We start from the raw sequence: 18,973 nt of genomic DNA on the forward strand, positions 1-18,973 counted from the left end.
GCTGGAGGTATCCGATGAGCCGCCCCTCGCCGTCCACGACGTCCGCCCCGGGCGGGACGGGCGGGCGGGGCACGCCCTCCGGCGCGGAGCCGGTCGGCCACGGGGTGATCCTTCTCCTCCTGCTGCTCGTCCTCCTGCCCTCCCTGGGGGCGAGCGCCGCGCCCACCCCTCCCCCCGGCCCGCCCAGGGACGACTGCGTCCTGCGCATCGCCAGCGGCGCCGACGTCTCGGGAGGGGCCCGCGAGCGGGCGCTCCAGGCCGTCTGGAACGGCGTCGGCGGCAGGCCCCGGGCATGCTTCGTGGCGATCTCCTCGGTCGCGGACGAGCAGCGCAGCGCGATGATCTCGGCCGCCCAGTCGAAGGCCGGGCACTACGACGTGTACAACCTCGACATCCAGTGGATCCCCGAGTTCGCCGAGGGCGGCTATCTGCGCCCGATCGACACCTCCGAGCACGGCGGGACCAACGACTTCCTCTCCCAGATCTGGTCCGCGGGCGCCTGGGACGGCGTCCAGTACGCGGTGCCGTTCAACACCGACGTGGGGCTCCTCTACCACCTCGACGACCTGCGGGAGCCGAAGGACTGGCGGGACATGACCGGCCTCGCGAAGGCGCGTCGCGCCGGTCCCGGCTCCACCGTCCTCGGACTCACCGGGCAGTTCGCCTCCTACGAGGGGCTCACGGTCAACGCCCTCGAGGCGATCTGGGCCAACGGCGGGGACGTGGTCGACGTGAACGGCCGCGTGGTGATCACCCAGAAGGAGGGTGTGGAGGCCGTCCGGCGGCTCATCGAGACGGTGAGGGCCGGCGTGATCTCCGGGGAGACCCTCGGCAGCACGGAGACGGAGTCGCTGACCGCCTTCCGCAAGCGGCACGCGCTGTTCCTGCGGCACTGGCCCTCCGCCCACGAGGTGCTCTCCGGTGAGTCGAAGTCGGGAGGGGTCGCCTTCCGCGCGGCGCCGCTGCCCTGGCCGGGGGTCCTCGGCGGCCAGTACCTCGCCGTCTCCCGGCACACCGTCCGGCGTGACGCCGCGCAGCAACTGGTGGCGGCACTGACCGGCGGGGAGGCGGCCAGGCTGCTCTACCACTGCGGCGGGTTCGCCCCGGCCAGGGTCTCCGCGCTCTACGCGCGGCCGGAGAGCGGCTGCGGCGGCCCGTCGCCCGCGGCGACCCCGTCCGGACCCGCCGCCGAGCCCGGGTCCGTCCCCTCCCCCACCGCCGAGCCCGAGTCCGAGAGCGTGCGGCCCGACACGCTGCTGCGCGCGCTGACACAGGCCAGGGCCCGCCCGCCCTCCCCGTACTACAGCCAGTTCAGCCGGGTCTTCCGCACGGAGGTCCACGAGCTGCTCGGCTGCTGGTCGCTCGGGCGCAAGGGCTGCGAGGACGCCAGGACGTTCACGGCCGGTCTCGCCCCCAAGCTGAGAAAGGCGCTGGCCGGCGGCTGACCCCCGTTACCTTCCTCACGTCCCCACCGTGAGGTGGGGAGCCAGGTCACCCGCCCCGGCTCCGGCACTTGCCCCCGACGTAAGGTCATGGTTTCCACTGGGGGCATGAAGCCCGTTCCCCTGATCTACCTGGCCTCGTACGCCCTGTCGTTGCTGGGAAACTCGATTACCGCGGTGGCTCTTCCCCTGATCGTGTTGCAGACGACGGGAAGCGTCCTCTCCGCGGGGGTCCTCTCCACCGCCACCGCGGTGCCGGCCTTCGTCTCGGGCCTGGTCATGGGTGTCGTGATCGACCGGATCAACAGGCGCACGTCGTCGGTGATCACCGATCTGATCTCCGCCGCGTCGCTGGCCGCACTGCCCGTCGTCGACCTCGTGACCGGTTTGAACCTGGGGTGGTTCATCCTCTTCGGCATCGTCGGCGCGGTCGGTGACGTGCCGGGGATGACGGCCCGCGAGGCGATCCTGCCCGCGATCGTGCGGAACGGCGGCATCCCCGCGCACCGGCTCATGGGCATCAGGGAGGGCCTCGGCGCATTGATCATGGTGATCGGGCCGGCCGCGGCCGGGAGCCTGCTGGTCCTGTTCGACGGGTCCATGGTGCTGTGGATCACAGCAGGCACCTCGTCCGCCGCGGCGATGCTCACGCTCCTGATCCCGAGGAACGTCGGCGTGATCCCCGCCGGGACCGGCCCCGTGTCTCCGCCCGCTTCGGGATGGGGGCTGTTGAAGGAGGGCTGGCGGGTGCTGTTCCGGCGCGACCGGTTCCTGCTCGCGGTCACGATGCTCAACCTGGTACTGATCACCGTGATCGTCTCCCTGCAGGGAATCGTCCTGCCCGCGCACTTCACGCTGGTCGGCCGCCCGGAGACACTCGGTTTCGTGCTCACCGCGATCGCCGCGGGAACCCTCGTGGGCGGCGGCCTCTACGCCGCTCTGGGGACACGCGGGTCACGCCGGGCCTGGTTCGTGACCGGGCTGCTGGGCAGCGCCGTGGGCATCGGTGTCATCTCGGCCCTTCCCCCGGTGTGGACCGTCTTCGCCGGCGCGTTCGTGCTGGGGCTCTCCTCGGGACTGCTCGGCGGCCTGCTCGGGGTGCTCATGATCGAACGAATCCCCGAGGACCTGCGCGGGCGCGTCATGGGCACGCAGAACTCCCTCATGACGATCGCCGGACCGGTGGGGATCCTCGCCGCCGCGCTCATCGGCCATTTCGGTGGCCTGGCCGCCGCGGGAGCCACCATGGGCGTCGTCTGGGTCGTCACCGTGCTGGCGGCGCTCCGCGCGCCCGCGCTGCGTAGCCTTGAGGCGCTGCGTAGCCTTGAGGCGGAGCGGGAGGTGACCGCGCGTGCGAAGTAGCGAGCTGGCGTCACTCGCGGACGTGACGGTCCGCACGCTGCGCCACTACCACCAGATCGGCATCCTGCCCGAGCCCGGGCGCGACCCGAGCGGATACCGGCGCTACACGATCCGGGACCTGGTCAGGTTGCTGCGCATCAAACGGCTCGCCGCGCTCGGGATCCCCCTCGACAAGGTGGCGGGCCTCCTCGACTCGGAGGAGGAGGACCACCACGATCTGCTGAGCGACCTCGAGCACGAGCTCGACGCCCAGATCGCCCGCCTCACCAGGCAGAAGACGATGCTGGGGGTCATCCGCGAGCACCGCGCCCTCCCCGACGTGCCCCCGGAACTCGCGCGGTTCTTCGAGGTCTTCGCCCTGTCGGGCATCTCACCGGCCATGAACAGGATCGACCGGGAGCAGTCCGTTCTTCTCGCGCATCTCGTCGGCGAGGCCGGCATCGAACACCTCGCCGGTCTCTACGAGCACATCGCCGCGCCCGGCACCGTCGAGGTGGTGGCGGGGCTCGCCCGGCGCTTCGACCGGCTGGACGCGGACGCGGATCCGGCGGTCGCCGACCGCCTCGTCGAGGACTTCACCGAGCGGTTGGGGACGATCCTCGCCGAGTTCACCGGGTGGGACGGGGGCATCGACCTCATCGACGGGAAGCTGTACGGCCTCTTCGAGCAGTATCTGCGCGAGGCCCTGAACCCCGCGCAGCGGATGGTGGTCGCCCGGATCACGGAAAGGCTGGAAGCGCTCACCGGCCCGCCGGCGTGAGAGCCGGTCACCGCCGAGCGCCGGGCCCGCGCCCGCGGAACGAACCTCTCTCGCGGTGGCCGGTCGCGCCGTCGGACCGGCCGCGCGATCCGGTCCGGGCGCCAGCAGCCGGGTGGGTCGTCTATGCGTAGGTGATTATGGGATGGTACGTCTATTTGCTGTGACCCGACCGACCCAGCCGACCGATCCGATCGATCCGATCGATCCGGCCGGAGCAGCCCCACCGGCCGGACCGGCCGGAGCGGCACAACCGACCGGACCGGCCGGAGCGGCGCAACCGACCGGAGCGACCGGGGCGGCCCGGCTCGACGCGCTCGACGCGCTCCGCGGCTTCGCGGTGTGCGGGATCATGGTGGTCAACACCTGGCAGCACACGCGTGACCACCTGGGCGAGTCCGATCGCAACGCGGTCGACTGGGCGATCGACAACCTGCTGCAGAGCAGGTTCTACCCGATCTTCTCCTTCCTGTTCGGGCTGAGCTTCGTCCTCTTCCTGAGGTCGGCGGCCGACCGGACCGAACACCCCCGGGCCGTGCTGCTGCGCAGGCTGGCGGTGCTCGCCGTCCTCGGCGCGGTCCACCAGGTCTTCAACTCGGGCGAGGTGCTCCTGCCTTACGCGATCTTCGGGGCGTTGGTCCTGCTGCCCGCCTCGTTCTTCCCCCGGCCCGCGGTGGCGGTGCTGGGCGTCGCCCTCACCGCGTGGGCGGTGTACCAGGGCGGCGGGATCATCCTCGTTCCCGGCCTGTTCCTGCTGGGCACGGTCCTGATGGAGCGCCCGCCGCCCGGGTGGCTGCTGCCGCCGGCGTTCGTGGCGAGCGCGGTGCTGGGCGTGACGCTCACCTGGCTCTGGCTCCGCATCGCCAAGGACCCCCTCCTCTTCCACGCGTCCGTCCACGCGGCCGCCGGGCTCACCGTCGCCACGGCCTACGGCACCGGGATGCTGCTCCTGCTGCGGACCCGCCTGCGCGGCCCGCTGCTGGCGGTCCTGGCCCCGCTCGGCCGGATGGCGCTGACGAACTACCTGGTGAGCACCCCGATCATCCTGATCTTCGTACCCCTGCTCGTCGCGGACACGACCCGGCTCGCCGGTGTGGCGCTCTCCGTCGCCGTCCTGGCGCTTCAGGTGCTGTTCAGCCGCGCGTGGCTGGCCAGGTTCAGGTACGGGCCGCTGGAATGGGCGTGGCGGAGCCTCACGTGGTTGGAACGAGTGCCGAACAGACGGATAGGGTCACATCCGTGACGCGCATCGCCCTCTGTCAGATCCCGGTGGCCGAAGACCCCGCCGCCAACCTCAGCCGTGCCCGCGACGCCCTCGCCGAGGCCGCCGCGGGCGGCGCCGAGCTGGCGATCCTCCCGGAGGCCGCCCTCACCCGGTACGGCAAACGCGTCACCGACCTCGCCCAGCCGCTGGACGGGCCGTTCGTGACCGGACTGGCCGCGGCGGCGCGGGAGCACGGCCTGTCGGTGATCGCGGGGGTGTTCGAACCCGGCGAGGACCGGGTCCACAACACCGCGGTCGCCATCGGCCCCTCCGGATCGATCGAGGCGGCCTACCGGAAGATCCACCTGTTCGACTCCTTCGGCGCCCGCGAGTCGGAGCTGGTCGCGCCGGGCGACACGCCGGTCGTGGTGGAGCTGGCCGGGATCCGGGTGGGCCTGGTCACCTGCTACGACATCCGCTTCCCCGAGCTCACCCGGGCCCTGGTCGACCTGGGGGCCGAGATGTTCGCGGTGATCGCCGCATGGGGTTCGGGGCCGATGAAGGAGGAACACTGGACCACCCTCGTCAGGGCCCGCGCGATCGAGAACACCACCTGGGTCGCGGCCGTGGGCCAGGCGCCGAACCCGGAGGCCCGCGACGGCTTCGGGATCGGGCGGAGCATGCTGGTCGATCCGATGGGAGTGGTACGCACCGATATGGGGCCCACAGCCGCCGTGCAGACGTGCGAAATCGACGCGCAGATCACGATTGCCACCCGGAATGCCCTGCCGTGCCTGGAACACCGGCGGCTCCAGGTCGGCGGATCGTAAAATGCCGACCGTGAGTGAGCCACCTGGGCGTAGAACGCAGATGCAGAAGGTCATACCGCCTCGGCTGCTCGTGCCCTATCTGGCCGGCAGACGCACCGTGATCTCCGGGTACGTGTACCGGGTTCAGGACTGCGCGCGGCTGACCACCCCCGCGCAGCTCTTCGCCGGCCTCGACCTGGGGTTCGAGGGCTCGGAGCTGACCGCGACGGTCCCGGAGATCTATCTGATGCGCTGGTTCGCCCGCGACATGGACGCCTACGTCGTGCCGTACGGCCCGCACATGGGCGGTGACTGGAACGATTCACCGCCCTTCACCGGAAACGGCTTCACCACCTCGCGGGAGCACGTCGTGCCGCAGTTCCACACCACGCCCATGCCGATCCCCGCGGGGGCCGAGATCATCCACGTGGTCCCCGGCGAGGAGCGCCTCTTCGGTCTCTACGACGGCCTGAGCTGGCGGCCCGCCTCATGAGCGCCGAGATCGAGCCGGTGGCCTCGGGGTTCGCCGCCCGCTACCTGGGCCGTACGTACGCCGCGGCCCTCGGGCCCGGCGGCGCGGAGGTGGTGCTGTTCAACGAGGAGGCGCAGAAGGGCTTCGAGGCGGCCTCCGGCTACTGGCGGCTGGTCGTCGCCCGCGAGGACCTCGAATGGCTGGTGCTGGTCCGCACGGTCGGCGCGTTCGGCGGGGAGCCGTGCCTGGTCCTCGACGTCTCCGAGGAGAACGGCGAGGAGAGCCTGCACATCGCCTACACCGGCCACAGCGGGATGAAGGCCGAGGCGCTGGGCTACTGGATGGTCGACCACGGGGCGTACGAGGTCGTCGTCCCCCGAGACGAGGTCTTCTCCATCAGGATCGAGCGCCTGCCCGTCCCGCTCACCCCGGAGGGCGCCGAGCCGTAACGCTCCCGGCACACCCGCGCAGCGGGCTCACCGGCCTGCCGGGAGCCGCGAGCCGGGCCCGCCCGCCGGTCGGCGGGCCGTCAGCCCGTCGACCGGCCGGGAGCGTCTCATCGCCCGGCGTCCTCGCGGAGCAGGATCACCACCAGCAGGGCGACGCCCGCCATCAGGACGGCGCTGATCGCCGCGGTCAGGTGGAAGCCCTGGACGAACGCGGTGCGCGCCGTGTCGAGGAGTCCGGACGCGAGCCGTCCGGGAAGGCTCCCCGCGACCGCCACCGCGGCGTTGAGGTTGTCGCGGGCGGCCTCGGGAACCTCCGCCGGTGAGATCCGGCTCCGGTAGACCGCGGTGATGACGCTGCCGAGGACCGCGATGCCGAGCGCGCCGCCGAACTGGGGCGCCACCGAGGCGATCGCCGCCGCGGCACCGGCCCGGCGAGGCGGCGCGGAGCCGACGACCAGGTCGGTGGCGAGCGCCATCATCGGCCCCAGCCCCGCGGAGACGACGACGGCACCGGACACGAGGACGGCGAGCCCGCCCGTCCCCTGCGTCCGGGTGAGCACGAGATAACCGGCCGCGGACACGGCCAGGCCCGTGGCGATCACGATGGAGGGCGGGATCCTCCGCGCGATCCGGGGGGCCAGGAGGGAGCCGGCGATGACCCCCGCCGCCGAGGGCGCCGTCCACAGGCCCGCCTCCAGGGGCGACAGGCCGTGCACCAGCTGCAGGTACTGCGCGACGGCGTAGTTGGAACCCCACAGCACGAAGATGCCGAGCGCCAGCGTGGCGGCCGCGGCGCTGAACGTCCGTCCGGCGAACAGCCGCAGATCGACGAGGGGATCGGCCAGCGTGCGCTGCCTGCGGACGAACGCCGCCGCCAGCGCGAGCCCGGTCACGACCGCGACCGCGGACGTCGCCTCCGGGCCGTCGGCCGCGATCCGCTTGAGCCCGTAGACCAGCGGCAGCACCGCGCCCAGTGACAGCAGCGCGCCGGCGACGTCCAGCCGCCCCGAGGCGGCGTCCCTGCGCTCCGGCAACAGGAGCGGGCCCGCGACCAGCAGCACCGCCATGAAGGGTACGGCCAGCAGGAACGCCGATCCCCACCAGAAGCGTTCCAGCAGCCATCCCCCCACCAGCGGGCCGATCGCGGTGCCTCCCGAGACGCTGGCGACGATGATCCCGATGGCCGTCGCCCGCTGCCGCGGATCGGCGAACATGGATGTGGCCAGGGAGAGTGTGGAGGGCATCAGCGTCGATCCGGCGACACCCATCAGCCCCCGGGCGACGATCAGGCTCCCGGCGTCGGGCGCGTAGGAGGCCAGGACCGAGGCCAGGCCGTACGCCACCGCCCCGATCAGCAGCAACCGGCGGCGGCCGATCCGGTCGCCCAGCGCGCCCATGGTGATGAGCGACCCGGCCAGCAGGAAGGCGTAGACGTCCACGATCCACAGCGACTGGGTGCCGCTCGCGGCCAGATCCCTGCCGATGGCGGGTAACGCGAGGTTGGTGACGGTCAGTTCGAGGGAGGCGAGGAGGGCGGGCAGCGCCAGCACGGCGAGGCCTGCCCACTCCCGCCGCCCGGCCGTAACCGGCGTGGCCGGCGTCGCGGGCGTGGTCGGATCGGTCATGGCCATCAGGATGAGACCTCAACCAAAGTTGAGGTCAACCGCCGACGGCCACCTCTGGGCCCCGGGGGCGTCCGGCATCCGTACGGGTGACACCGCCGTCCCCCAGGCCGGGGAGCCTCAGCTCACGTCGGCCCCCGGGCCGGGGAGCCTCAGCTCACGCCGAGCCGCCGGTAACGGGCCAGCCTGGCGGCGAGGCGGTCGGCGGGGGCCTGGCCCAGCAGTCCCGCGATCTCGTGCTCCAGGGTGCGCGCGACCCGGACGCAGAACGCCTCCGGCTCGTAGGCGGCGTCGGGGAACTCCGGGATGATCCGGTCGACGAGGCCGTCCCTGCGCAGGTCGGTGGACCTCACCCCCTGCGCCGCGGCGATCTCCGGGGCGAAGTCGACACTCCGGTACAGCAGGGCCGAGGCCCCCTCGGGAGACAGCGGCGACAGCCAGCCGTGCTGGGCGCACAGCACCCGGTCGGCGGGGAGCAGCGCGAGCGCCGCACCGCCCGCCCCCTCCCCCAGCAGCAGGCACACGGTCGGGGCGTCGAGCATCACCAGATCGGCCACCGAACGGGCGATCTCCGCCGCCAGGCCGCCCTCCTCGGCCGCCTTGGACAGCGCGGCCCCGGCGGTGTCGATCACGGTGACCAGCGGCAGCCCCAGCTCGGAGGCGAGGCGCATGCCCCGCCTGGCGACCCTGAGCCCGGCCGGGCCGAGCGGGGCGTCGATCCGCTGGTGCCGCCGGTCCTGGCCGAGCACGATCGCGGGAGCCGCACCGAACCTGGCCAGGGCGAGGATCAGCCCGGGGTCGTTCTCGCCCACGCCGGTGCCGTTGAGCGGGGTGACGTCGGAGGCGCCGAGCTTGAGCAGCGCCCGCACCCCGGGACGGTCGTCGCGGCGGGAGCGGCTGATCGCGTCCCACGCCTGGACCGTCGGGACCCGCTCGTCCGGCTCGGGCCCCGGATCCAGGTCCCGGCGGGGGGCGCACAGCACGGCGAGCGCCCGTATCGCGACCCGGCGGGCGTCCTCCGCCGACACGACCGCGTCGACCAGGCCGTGGGCGAAGAGGTTCTCGGAGACCTGGACGCCCGCGGGGAACGGGTAGCCGTTCAGCGACTCGAACACCCTCGGCCCCAGGAACCCGATCAGCGCGCCCGGCTCGGCGGCGGTGACGTGCCCGAGCGACCCCCAGGAGGCGAAGACACCTCCGGTGGTGGGATGGCGCAGGTAGACGACGTACGGCAGCCCCGCGGCGCGGTGCGCGGCCACCGCGGCGGTGATCTTCACCATCTGGACGAAGGCCACCGCGCCCTCCTGCATCCGGGTTCCGCCCGAGGCGGGGGCGGCCAGCAGCGGGAGCCCCTCGGCGGTGGCCCGCTCGACCGCGGCGGTGAGCCGCTCGGCGGCGGCCACCCCGATCGAGCCGGCCAGGAAGGAGAACTCGCACACGGCGATCGCCACCCGGCGCCCGTCCAGCAGGCCCTCCCCGGTGATCACCGACTCGTCGTATCCCGTCTTGACCCGGACCGCGGCCAGTTCCTCGGCGTACCCCGAACCGGGCGCGGCGGGGTCGGCGGGCGGCTCGTCCCACGACCGCCACGTGCCAGGGTCGAGGAAGGTGTCGATCAGCGTGCGCGCGTCGGGCCGTGCCGGGGTCATACCCGCGCTCCGCGGGACGGCGTCCGGGTGCGGACGGGGGGTGTGCCTGTCATCGCTCGCGCTCCTCCAGCCAGGCGAGGACCTCGCCGTCGTGCTCGCCGAGAGCGGGCGGGGCGGCGTGGCGCACGGGAGGGTCGCCGTCGAAGCGGAGCGGCGGTCCGGGCAGCTCGATGGTGCCGAGCACGGGATGGTCCACCTCGACGACCAGGCCCTGGGAACGGGTCTGGTCCCAGGCGTAGACCTCGTCGAGGGACCTGATGGCCCCGGCGGGCACCCCGGCCTCGCCGAGCGCGGCCAGCCAGTGGGCCCGGTCGTGCTCGGTGAGCGCCCGCTCCATGTCGGCGATCAGCTCATCTCGATGCGTAAATCTTTCCCGGTTGGTCGCATATTTAGCGACATATGGGTCGCTGTCCAACCCGAGCAGGGCGGCGACCTTGCGCCACTGCGCGTCGTTCGCCGCCGCGATCTGGATCATGCCGTCGGCACAGCGGAAGGCGCCGTACGGGGCGATGGAGGCGTGGTGGTTGCCGCCCGCCCGGGACACCTGGCCGCCGACCGTCCAGGCCGTCCCGTGGTAGGAGTGCACCCCGGTCACCGCGGCCAGCAGCGAGGTCCGCACCACCTTGCCCCGCCCGGTCCGCTCCCGCTCGTAGAGCGCGGCGACCACCCCGTACGCGCCGTGGATACCGCCGAGCAGGTCCGCGACCGAGGCGCCCACCCGGTACGGCTCCTCGGGCGAGGGGCCGGTCAGGCTCATCAGCCCCGCCTCGCCCTGCGCGATCTGGTCGTAGCCGGGCCTGCCGCCCTCCGGGCCGTCATGGCCGAAACCGGTGATCGACAGGATGACCAGGCGGGGGTTGAGCTCGTGCAGCCGCTCGACGGAGAGGCCCAGCCGGTCCATGACCCCGGTGCGGAAGTTCTCCACCAGCACGTCGCTCTGCCGCACCAGGCGCTCGACGAGCGACCTGCCCTCGACGGACTTGAGGTCGACGGCGATCGACTGTTTGTTGCGGTTGGCCGCCAGGAAATAGGTGGAGATGTCCTGTTCGGGGCCCACGAACGGCGGGCCCCAGCCCCGTGACTCGTCGCCTCCCGCGGGATGCTCCACCTTGATCACGCGGGCGCCCAGGTCACCGAGCATCTGCGCGGCGTGCGGGCCCGCGAGCGCGCGAGAGAGATCGAGGACGACGATGTCGCCGAGTGCTCCCTGCAAGATCAACCTCCGGTGCGTGGCGGCCGGCCCGGCCGGCAAGGGCTCCCCCGCTCCCGGCCCGCTTGCCATGAGATCACTTGGCACGATATCCGGACGGAGGAACACCCATGATCTCCCATACCGTCACCGGGCGGGACGGGAGGGGGCGAGATCATGCCGATGTGTTGGTCACGATCTCCCGCACGGCTCCGATCGGAAGACCGGAGGCGTCCGGGTACGTACGGCTCACGGCCGGGGACAACGGGAGGCGCCCGTGCCGGGCCCTTCCCGTCCGCGTCCGTCCGGTCGTGGCGGCGGGCGCGCGGGACGGCCAGGACGCCCGTGAGCAGCCGCCCCGGCCTCGACCCCGCCGGCCCGTGAGCGGATCGGCGCGCGGACGGGCTCTCGTTCGGTGCGGGCGGGTTCTCGTTCGGTACGGACGTCCCAGGCCGGTGACGGCCAGAATTACATTCTGGAAATTGGCACGTTTCCGGATGTCGAGAACTCGTGCGCGGCTTCGTCCCCGCAGTGAACAGCCGACACGGCCACAATGGGCCGTACCGCAACAAGGAGAACATGATGGCCAAGTATCTGCTGCTCAAGCACTACCGGGGCGCGCCGGCGGCGGTCAACGACGTGCCGATGGACCAGTGGACGCCGGAGGAGGTTTCGGCCCACGTGCAGTACATGAGTGACTTCGCCACTCGGCTCGAGGGCACCGGCGAGTTCGTCGACGGTCAGGCGCTCTCCCCGGAGGGCACGTTCGTCCGCTACGACGGCGAGGGGCGGCCGCCGGTCACCGACGGCCCGTTCGCGGAGACCAAGGACCTGATCGCCGGCTGGATGGTGATCGACGTCGAGACCTACGAGCGGGCGCTCGAGCTGGCCGGTGAGCTGTCCGCGGCTCCGGGTGCGGGCGGCAAGCCCATCCACGAGTGGCTCGAGGTGCGCCCGTTCTACGCCGAACCACCCACGGTGACCGAGTGAACGAGTCGCTGCTGCGGGAGCTGGTGCCCGCGGTGATCGGTGTCCTCGTCCGCCGCGGAGCCGACTTCGCGGCGGCCGAGGACGCCGTGCAGGACGCCCTGGTCGAGGCCGTGCGCGTGTGGCCGGACGACCCTCCGCGGGACCCCAAGGGCTGGCTGGTCACCGTGGCCTGGCGTAAGTTCCTCGACGCCGCCCGCGCCGACACCTCCCGGCGGCACCGCGAGGTACGCGTCGAGACCGAGCCCGTGCCCGGCCCGGGCGAGGCGGTGGACGACACGCTCCGGCTGTACTTCCTGTGCGCGCACCCGTCCCTGACACCGGCCTCGGCCGTCGCGCTCACGCTGCGCGCGGTCGGCGGCCTGACCACGCGCCAGATCGCGCAGGCCTACCTCGTGCCGGAGGCGACCATGGCCCAGCGGATCAGCAGGGCCAAGCGGACCGTCTCGGGCACCCGGTTCGACCGGTCCGGTGACGTCGCCACGGTGCTGCGCGTGCTCTATCTGGTCTTCAACGAGGGCTACTCCGGCGACGTCGACCTCGCCGGCGAGGCGATCCGGCTCACTCGCCACCTGGCGGCCAAGATCGACCATGAGGAGGTCGCGGGCCTGCTCGCGCTCATGCTGCTCCACCATGCCCGGCGCCCGGCACGGACCGGCCCCGACGGCAGGCTCGTGCCTCTCGCCGAGCAGGACCGCGGCCTGTGGAACACCCGCCTGATCGCCGAGGGCGTCGACGTGCTCCAGACGGCCCTCGCCCGCGACCGTCTGGGCGAGTTCCAGGCCCAGGCCGCCGTCGCCGCGCTCCACGCCGACGCCCGGACGGCCGAGGAGACCGACTGGGTGCAGATCGTCGAGTGGTACGACGAACTGGTGCGCCTCACCGGCAGCCCGGTGGCCCGCCTCAACCGGGCCGTCGCGGTCGGCGAGGCCGACGGCCCGCGGGCCGGCCTGGCCGCCCTGGCGGAACTCGACCCCGCCCTGCCCCGCCACACCGCCGCCGCGGCGTACCTGCACGAGCGTGACGGTGACCCGGTGACCGCGGCGCGGCTCTACGCCGAAGCCGCCCGAACGGCGCCCAACCTCCTCGAACGCGCCCACCTCACGCGACAGGCCGCCCGGCTCAACGTGCGGCTGCGCGGGTAAGCGGGTGAGCGGGTGAGCGGGTGAGCGGGTGAGCGGCACGATCGCCACGAGGGACCTCCGACGAGCGTGCCGCGGTGGCCCGTTCCTCGGACCGCGCGCCTGATCACCGGGGCCGCCTCGCCGGCGGCAGGTCGCACTCCGCCGGCACCCGGCAGGCACGGTCCCGCTCCCTCTCCTCGCTCACGGTTCCTCGCTCACGGCCTCTCGTTCACGGTGCGGGACCGCAGGCCGACGGCAGAGGGCGGGGACACGAAAACGAGCCGGGGCCCGCACCTCAGAGAGATGCGGGCCCCGGCCCGTGATGTGCCGGTGCTACTAGGCGGGAACGATGTTCTCCGCCTGCGGGCCCTTCTGGCCCTGCGTGACGTCGAAGGAGACCTTCTGGCCCTCCTGCAGCTCACGGTAGCCCTGGGCGGCGATGTTGGAGTAGTGGGCGAAGACGTCGGCGCCGCCGCCGTCCTGCTCGATGAAGCCGAAGCCCTTTTCCGCGTTGAACCACTTAACGGTGCCAGTCGCCATGATCATTCTCCTTCGATAGGGGGCAGAGCCGAGATCCACACCGCGTGGATCTCGCGTCGCCGCGATGAGCCCATCCGGAGATGACCGGGAAAACAAAATGCACCTGAAGGGTTATCCGTCAGGTGCACACAAAGTTTCATGGGTACCACAACCGCAACTACGTTCAGGCTAGCACCTGTCCGGGCCAACGCACGAGTCCACCCCGGCCCGGACACCGGGAACCTGTGCCGATCACCCGCCCGACCGCTCCTCGCGCGCCAGGACCCGCTCGTGCGCGGCGTCCAGAACCACGATCACGGCCAGGGCGGCGATCGTCGCGCCCGCCGCACCCCGCTGCCGGCGGTGACGCGAGGACGGCCTCCGGCGTACTGCTCGCGCGGTTGCCAGGCCAAGGCGTACCGGCGGCGGAAGAACCCGCCCACCGCGCCCGTGCCCCCCGCGGCGGGCACGGGGCCGTCCAGGCGCCGCGAGATCAGCGAGGCGCTCTGGCGCGTCGCCGCCGAGCGCGCACAGCGCGACGGTACGGCCGCGCCGGGGCTCGACCCGCGCCACGAGGCCGACCTCCTGGTGGCCGGTGTCACCGGGCTGGGCATGGACGTCCTGCACGGACGGCGCACGATGGCCGAGGTCCGGCGCGTCGTCGACTACCACCTCGGCCGCGTCTTCACCACGGACCCGAAAGGCGCCACGGGCCCGAAAGGCGCCACGGGCCCGGGAGACGCCACGGGCCCGAAAGGCGCCACGGACCCGGGAGGCGGCCTACGCGCGGCCGGGCCGTCCTGATGTGGAACTTGACATTCCCCGGCCCGAGCTCCACCCTTTCACTACTTAATTAGTGAAAGGGTGTGGACGTTGATCGAATTCCGTCTCGATCGGGGTTCGGGGGTGGCGACGTACCTCCAGCTGGTCCATCAGGTCCGGCACGCGCTGCGGCTCGGCGTGCTGCGGCCCGGCGACCGGCTGCCGACGGCCAGGGAGGTCGTGGCCCAGCTGGCGATCAATCCGAACACGGTACTGAAGGCGTACCGCGAGCTGGAGCGTGAGGGCCTGGTCAGCGGGCGGCCGGGGCAGGGCACGTTCGTGGAGCGGTCGCTGGGCCAGACCTCCATGGGCGACCGCGCGCGGTTGCGCGCGGACCTGGTGCGCTGGGTGCGCGACGGGCGCCAGGCGGGGCTGGACCTGGAGGATCTGGAGGCGCTGGTCGCCTCCGTCCTGACCGGCTTCTCCCACGAGACCCCCGAGTCCCCAGGGATCCGCGAGTCCCGTGACTCCCACGACTCCCGTGAGGAGATCGCGTGACCGCGCTGGAGACCGAGGCGCTGGGCAGGCGTTACCGGCGGACCTGGGCGCTGCGCGACTGCTCGGTGGCGGTGCCGTCCGGGCGGGTGGTCGCGCTGGTGGGCCCGAACGGCGCGGGCAAGTCGACCCTGCTCCACATGGCCGTCGGCCTGCTCGCCCCGACCACGGGGACCGTGCGGGTGTTCGGCGGACCCGTGCGCGAGAACCTGCGGCGGATCGCGTTCATGGCGCAGGGCAAGCCGTTGTACGCGGGCTTCAGCGTGGCTGAGATGCTCACGTTCGGGCGCAGGCTCAACCCCCGGTGGGACGACGCGGCGGCCAGGAGGCGGCTGGCGGAGCTGGACATCCCGCTCGGCCGCAGGGTCGGCAGGCTGTCGGGCGGGCAGCGGACGCAGGTGGCGCTCACCGTCGCGCTGGCCAAGCGCCCGGACCTGCTGGTGCTGGACGAGCCGCTGGCCGACCTCGACCCGCTGGCCCGCCAGGACGTGATGCGCGGCCTGATGGCGGCGGTCGCCGAGACAGGGCTGACCGTGTTGCTCTCCTCGCACATGGTGTCGGAGCTGGAGGGGACCTGCGACTGGCTGATGGTGGTCAACGGGGGCCGGGTCCAGGTCAGCGGCGACATCGACGAACTGGTGGCCGGGCACCGCCTGCTGACCGGCCCCGCCGAGGGCGCCGACGCGCTCGCCGCCCGGCTGCCGGTGATCTCGCGGGGCGGGACGGGGCGGCAGACCACCCTGCTCGTCCGGGACGGCACTCCGCCGCCCGACCCGCGCTGGACCGCCCGCCCGGTGAACCTGGAGGAGACGGTGCTGGCCTATCTGCGCGCCCCGGACCTCGCGGCCCTTCCCCGCCCCACCCTGACCTCCACCCGCTGACCACCCCGCCTCCACCGTAGGGAACCGGCACGAGACCGGCGGGTTCGCGCGGTCCCTCGTATGGGACCGGCACCGGACCACCAGGTTCGCGCGGTTCCTCATATGGGACCGGCACCGGACCACCAGGTTCGCGCGGTTCCTCATATGGGACCGGCACCGGACCACCCGGGTGAACCGGGCGTACCACCTGAAGGGATTCCTCCTTGCTCTGGCTGACCTGGCGACAGCATCGCGCGCAGATCCTGGTGACCTGCGGTCTGCTGCTCGCCCTGGGGGTGCTGCTGCTCATCTCCGGCCTGCGGACGACCGCCTACATCGCCGGCCACGCCCCGCCCGGATGCCCCGGGCCCGCCGCCGCGTGCTCCGGCGTGAACTCGACGATCTACGACGATTACTACTACCCGGTCTTCATGGTCTTCGGACTGCTCCCCATCGCCGGGTCCGCGCTGGTCGGCGCCTTCTGGGGCGCGCCGCTGCTGGCGGCCGAGTTCGAGCGCGGGACCGGCGCGCTGGCCTGGACCCAGTCGGTCTCACCCCTGCGGTGGCTCGTGACCAAGCTCTGCCTGCTCGGCGGCATGGTCGTGGCCGCCGCCCTGCTCCTGTCGGTGATGATCGGCGCGTGGCTGCCGGTGTTCCGCGACGTGATCGGCGACAAGTCGCTGGAACCCGGGACGTTCACCATCATCGGCGTCGTCCCGGCCGCGTGGTGGCTGTTCGCGTTCGTCCTGGGCGCCGCCGCCGGGACGTTCTTCCGGCGCACCTTGGCCGCGATGGCGGTGACCGTGGCGCTGGTCGCCCTGACCGTCCCGTCCGTCTTCTTCTCCCGCGACTCCTACGCCGAGCCGGTGCGTACCGTCACCACCGGCTGGACGGCGCTCTACCAGGGCGGCGGCACCCTGGTCGGGGAGGCCTGGGTCGATCCTTCCGGCCGGGAGACCACGGAGCCGCCCGCCGGCGCCTGCCCTCCGCCCGCCGGGGTGGACGCGCGTTCGGAACGGGCCCAGTTGCTGAAGGAGGAGTGCCTGATCGACGAGGGCTACCGCAAGGCGGTCTACCACCATCCGGTCGACCGGTTCTGGCGCTTCCAGTGGACCGAGACCGGCATCCTGCTGGCCGGCACCCTCGCCCTCGGCGGCCTCACCGTCACCCGCACCCTCCGCCGCCGGAGGTGAGCCGCCGAGCGCCCCGCGAGCGCCCCGCGAGCACCCCACGAGGGCCCCGCGAGCGTCATATGAGGTCCACCTCCGCGTGCGGCAGGCCGCCCGACAGGGTGGGGAAGCCCGGACCCCGGTCGAAGAAGGGCCGGTCGGCCGGATCGGCCGGGAGGAGGGCGCGGAGGCCGGAGCGGCGGGTCTGGGTGGCCTCGACGTCCACCTGGGGATCGTCGGGGTCGCCGTACAGGACGACCCCGTAGTCGTCGCGGGCGCCGTCGGCGGAGACCTTGCCGTCGCGGACGTCGGCGGCCACCAGGGCGGGGTCGCGGTCCAGCGGGGAGCCCCAGCCGCCCCCGCCCGTGGTGCGCACCCGGATGATCTCACCGGCCCGGACCGGCGAGTCGTCCACCAGGCCCTCCATCTCCCTGCCCTCGATCTCCACGACGAAGGGCCGTCCGGCGCGGCCGCCGTTCACCCCCCAGCACGACAGGATCGAGCGGTCGGCGATGGACATGAACGAGGCGTCGCGGAGCATCCGCAGGTGCTTGTCGTAGCCGAGGCCGCCCCGGTAGAGGCCGGGGCCGCCGGAGTCGCGGGCCAGGCCGAGCCGCTCGACCCGGAACGGCCAGCGGGACTCGGCGAACTCGACCGGGATGTTGCGCGAGTCGGGCACCACGTGGATGGTGTCCTCGCCGTCGGCGTACCACCGGCCGCCGGAGCCGCCGCCGAGGACCTCCCTCATCAGGTACGGGGTGCCGTCGGGTCCCTCGCCGTAGACGCCGGTGTAGCGGATGGTCTCCTGGTCGGCGGGCATCCGGCCGCCGGTCGCCTTGGCCAGCACACCGGCCAGCACGCCCAGCAGCCGCAGGATCACGAACGTGCGGGCGTTGGTGGGGGCGGGGAAGATCGGGGTGAGCAGGGTGCCCTTCCCGGGAAACCGCATCTCGATGAGGGGGACGACCCCCTCGTTGACGTCGAGTTCGGCCATCCGCTCGGGGGTGTCGGCCAGGTTGCGCAGGATCGGCGCCAGCCACTTCTTCAGGAACACCCCGTCGGCGTAGTCGCCCGCGTGGTTGATCGGGCCCTTGGCCTGCGGGGAGGTGCCGGTGAAGTCGATGACGAGCGGCACCTCGGCGGAGTGGTCGACGGTGAGGGTCATCCGCTGCGTGTGCAGGCGGGGCTCGTCGACGCCGTCGTGCTCGGCGTAGTCCTCCCACACGTGCGTGCCCTCGGGGATCTTGGCCAGCAACTCCCTGCGGAACGTCTCGGTGGTGTTGGAGATGATCGCGTCGAAGCACGCCTCGACCGCCTCGCGCCCGTACCGGTCGAACAGCTCTCCCAGCCGCCGCGCGCCCATCAGGCAGGCCGAGCACTCGGCGTCCAGGTCTCCGGCGAGGGAGTCGGGCATCCGGGAGTTGCGCGTCATGATCGTGAGTGCCGCCCGGTTGGGCACGCCCTCGTCCCACAGCCTGATCGGCGGGACCATCAGCCCCTCCTCGAACACGCTGCGCGCGTTGCTCGGCATGGAGCCCGGCACGGCCCCGCCGATGTCGTCGTGGTGGCCGAACGCCTGCACGAAGGCGACGACCTGCCCGTCGTGGAAGACCGGGACCGTCACGCAGAGGTCGGGCAGGTGCCCGATGCCGCCCTCGGACAGGTAGACGTCGTTGTGGAAGAACACGTCGCCGGGCCTCATCTCGCCGACCGGGAAGTCCCTCACGATCGGCTGGACCAGCGCCGAGTAGGACCTGCCGGTCAGCTTGCGCAGCCGTACGTCGTGGATGCCGGCGCGGAAGTCGTGCGCGTCGCGGATCATGGGTGAGCGGGCGGTGCGGGCGATGGCGGTCTCGACCTCCATCTCCACCGACGCGAGCGTCCCTTCGACGATCTCCACCAGCACCGGGTCGGCCCCGTTCACCGGCCGCTCACCCCGCCGGGCTCGCTGCGTGCTCATCGGTCGCTCACCGCTCCTCGCTCACTCCGCGGGCCGCTCGTCCCTCGCGGACCACTCCGCTCACTGCGTCGGGCTCGCTGCG

18 protein-coding genes are annotated in these 18,973 nt (G+C 72.6%); 13 read left to right on the forward strand and 5 right to left on the reverse strand.

Going from position 1 to position 18,973, the window contains the following annotated elements:
* The first annotated feature begins 14 nt into the window (after positions 1-14).
* The 7 genes from AB0G15_RS03500 to AB0G15_RS03530 all read left to right on the forward strand — a co-directional run bounded on the left by AB0G15_RS03500 (position 15) and on the right by AB0G15_RS03530 (position 6,495).
* Positions 15-1,445, forward strand: coding sequence for an extracellular solute-binding protein (locus AB0G15_RS03500; RefSeq protein WP_362834921.1), 1,431 nt, complete (start codon positions 15-17; stop codon positions 1,443-1,445).
* A gap of 105 nt (positions 1,446-1,550) precedes the next feature.
* Positions 1,551-2,804, forward strand: coding sequence for an MFS transporter (locus AB0G15_RS03505; RefSeq protein ID WP_362834923.1), 1,254 nt, complete (start codon positions 1,551-1,553; stop codon positions 2,802-2,804).
* On the forward strand, positions 2,794-3,564 hold the full coding sequence (locus AB0G15_RS03510; protein WP_362834925.1) for a MerR family transcriptional regulator: 771 nt from the start codon (positions 2,794-2,796) through the stop codon (positions 3,562-3,564). Before AB0G15_RS03505 ends, AB0G15_RS03510 begins: the two co-directional genes overlap by 11 nt.
* A 160-nt stretch (positions 3,565-3,724) precedes the next feature.
* Positions 3,725-4,804 carry a DUF418 domain-containing protein gene (locus AB0G15_RS03515; protein WP_362834927.1) on the forward strand — a complete coding sequence of 360 codons (1,080 nt, stop codon included), beginning with the start codon at positions 3,725-3,727 and terminating at the stop codon, positions 4,802-4,804.
* Positions 4,801-5,595: a carbon-nitrogen hydrolase family protein gene (locus tag AB0G15_RS03520; protein WP_362680824.1), complete on the forward strand. Its 795-nt coding sequence runs from the start codon at positions 4,801-4,803 to the stop codon at positions 5,593-5,595. Before AB0G15_RS03515 ends, AB0G15_RS03520 begins: the two co-directional genes overlap by 4 nt.
* 10 nt (positions 5,596-5,605) lie before the next feature.
* Positions 5,606-6,067: a hypothetical protein gene (locus AB0G15_RS03525; protein WP_362834929.1), complete on the forward strand. Its 462-nt coding sequence runs from the start codon at positions 5,606-5,608 to the stop codon at positions 6,065-6,067.
* Positions 6,064-6,495 carry a hypothetical protein gene (locus tag AB0G15_RS03530; protein WP_362834931.1) on the forward strand — a complete coding sequence of 144 codons (432 nt, stop codon included), beginning with the start codon at positions 6,064-6,066 and terminating at the stop codon, positions 6,493-6,495. Before AB0G15_RS03525 ends, AB0G15_RS03530 begins: the two co-directional genes overlap by 4 nt.
* A 107-nt stretch (positions 6,496-6,602) precedes the next feature.
* Here AB0G15_RS03530 and AB0G15_RS03535 read toward each other — a convergent pair whose 3' ends face one another.
* The 3 genes from AB0G15_RS03535 to AB0G15_RS03545 form a co-directional block, all read right to left on the reverse strand.
* Positions 6,603-8,120, reverse strand: a complete 1,518-nt coding sequence (locus tag AB0G15_RS03535; protein WP_362834933.1) for an MFS transporter — start codon at positions 8,118-8,120, stop codon at positions 6,603-6,605.
* 149 nt (positions 8,121-8,269) lie between these two features.
* Entirely contained in the window at positions 8,270-9,766 is a 1,497-nt protein-coding gene (locus AB0G15_RS03540; protein WP_362834935.1) for a carboxyl transferase domain-containing protein, read from the reverse strand.
* Between the two features lie 49 nt (positions 9,767-9,815).
* The gene (locus AB0G15_RS03545; protein WP_362834937.1) at positions 9,816-10,979 is read right to left on the reverse strand and encodes a CoA transferase; all 1,164 of its coding nucleotides are present in this window, start codon (positions 10,977-10,979) and stop codon (positions 9,816-9,818) included.
* 558 nt (positions 10,980-11,537) lie between these two features.
* Here AB0G15_RS03545 and AB0G15_RS03550 point away from each other — a divergent pair.
* On the forward strand, positions 11,538-11,945 hold the full coding sequence (locus tag AB0G15_RS03550) for a YciI family protein (RefSeq protein ID WP_362835308.1): 408 nt from the start codon (positions 11,538-11,540) through the stop codon (positions 11,943-11,945).
* Positions 11,942-13,087 carry a DUF6596 domain-containing protein gene (locus AB0G15_RS03555; protein ID WP_362834939.1) on the forward strand — a complete coding sequence of 382 codons (1,146 nt, stop codon included), beginning with the start codon at positions 11,942-11,944 and terminating at the stop codon, positions 13,085-13,087. The genes AB0G15_RS03550 and AB0G15_RS03555 overlap by 4 nt, the downstream gene beginning before the upstream one ends.
* A gap of 315 nt (positions 13,088-13,402) precedes the next feature.
* Here the strand turns inward: AB0G15_RS03555 and AB0G15_RS03560 are convergent, their stop codons facing one another.
* Positions 13,403-13,606, reverse strand: coding sequence for a cold-shock protein (locus AB0G15_RS03560; protein ID WP_049562746.1), 204 nt, complete (start codon positions 13,604-13,606; stop codon positions 13,403-13,405).
* Positions 13,607-13,876: 270 nt separating this feature from the next.
* On the opposite strand from AB0G15_RS03560, the gene AB0G15_RS03565 reads away from it, so the two are divergent.
* The 4 genes from AB0G15_RS03565 (at position 13,877) to AB0G15_RS03580 (ending at position 16,955) form a co-directional block, all read left to right on the forward strand.
* A complete protein-coding gene (locus tag AB0G15_RS03565; RefSeq protein ID WP_362834941.1) occupies positions 13,877-14,389 on the forward strand; it encodes a hypothetical protein in 513 nt (170 codons plus the stop codon).
* Between the two features lie 60 nt (positions 14,390-14,449).
* Entirely contained in the window at positions 14,450-14,905 is a 456-nt protein-coding gene (locus AB0G15_RS03570) for a GntR family transcriptional regulator (protein ID WP_362834943.1), read from the forward strand.
* Positions 14,902-15,783, forward strand: a complete 882-nt coding sequence (locus tag AB0G15_RS03575; RefSeq protein WP_362834945.1) for an ABC transporter ATP-binding protein — start codon at positions 14,902-14,904, stop codon at positions 15,781-15,783. Before AB0G15_RS03570 ends, AB0G15_RS03575 begins: the two co-directional genes overlap by 4 nt.
* A gap of 203 nt (positions 15,784-15,986) precedes the next feature.
* Entirely contained in the window at positions 15,987-16,955 is a 969-nt protein-coding gene (locus tag AB0G15_RS03580; protein WP_362834947.1) for a hypothetical protein, read from the forward strand.
* A 55-nt stretch (positions 16,956-17,010) separates the two neighbouring features.
* On the opposite strand, the gene AB0G15_RS03585 is transcribed toward AB0G15_RS03580, so the two are convergent.
* Entirely contained in the window at positions 17,011-18,891 is a 1,881-nt protein-coding gene (locus AB0G15_RS03585) for a hydantoinase B/oxoprolinase family protein (RefSeq protein WP_362834949.1), read from the reverse strand.
* Positions 18,892-18,973: the final 82 nt, after the last annotated feature.

This window comes from Streptosporangium sp. NPDC023825, from assembly GCF_040639575.1.
Lineage (GTDB): Bacteria > Actinomycetota > Actinomycetes > Streptosporangiales > Streptosporangiaceae > Streptosporangium.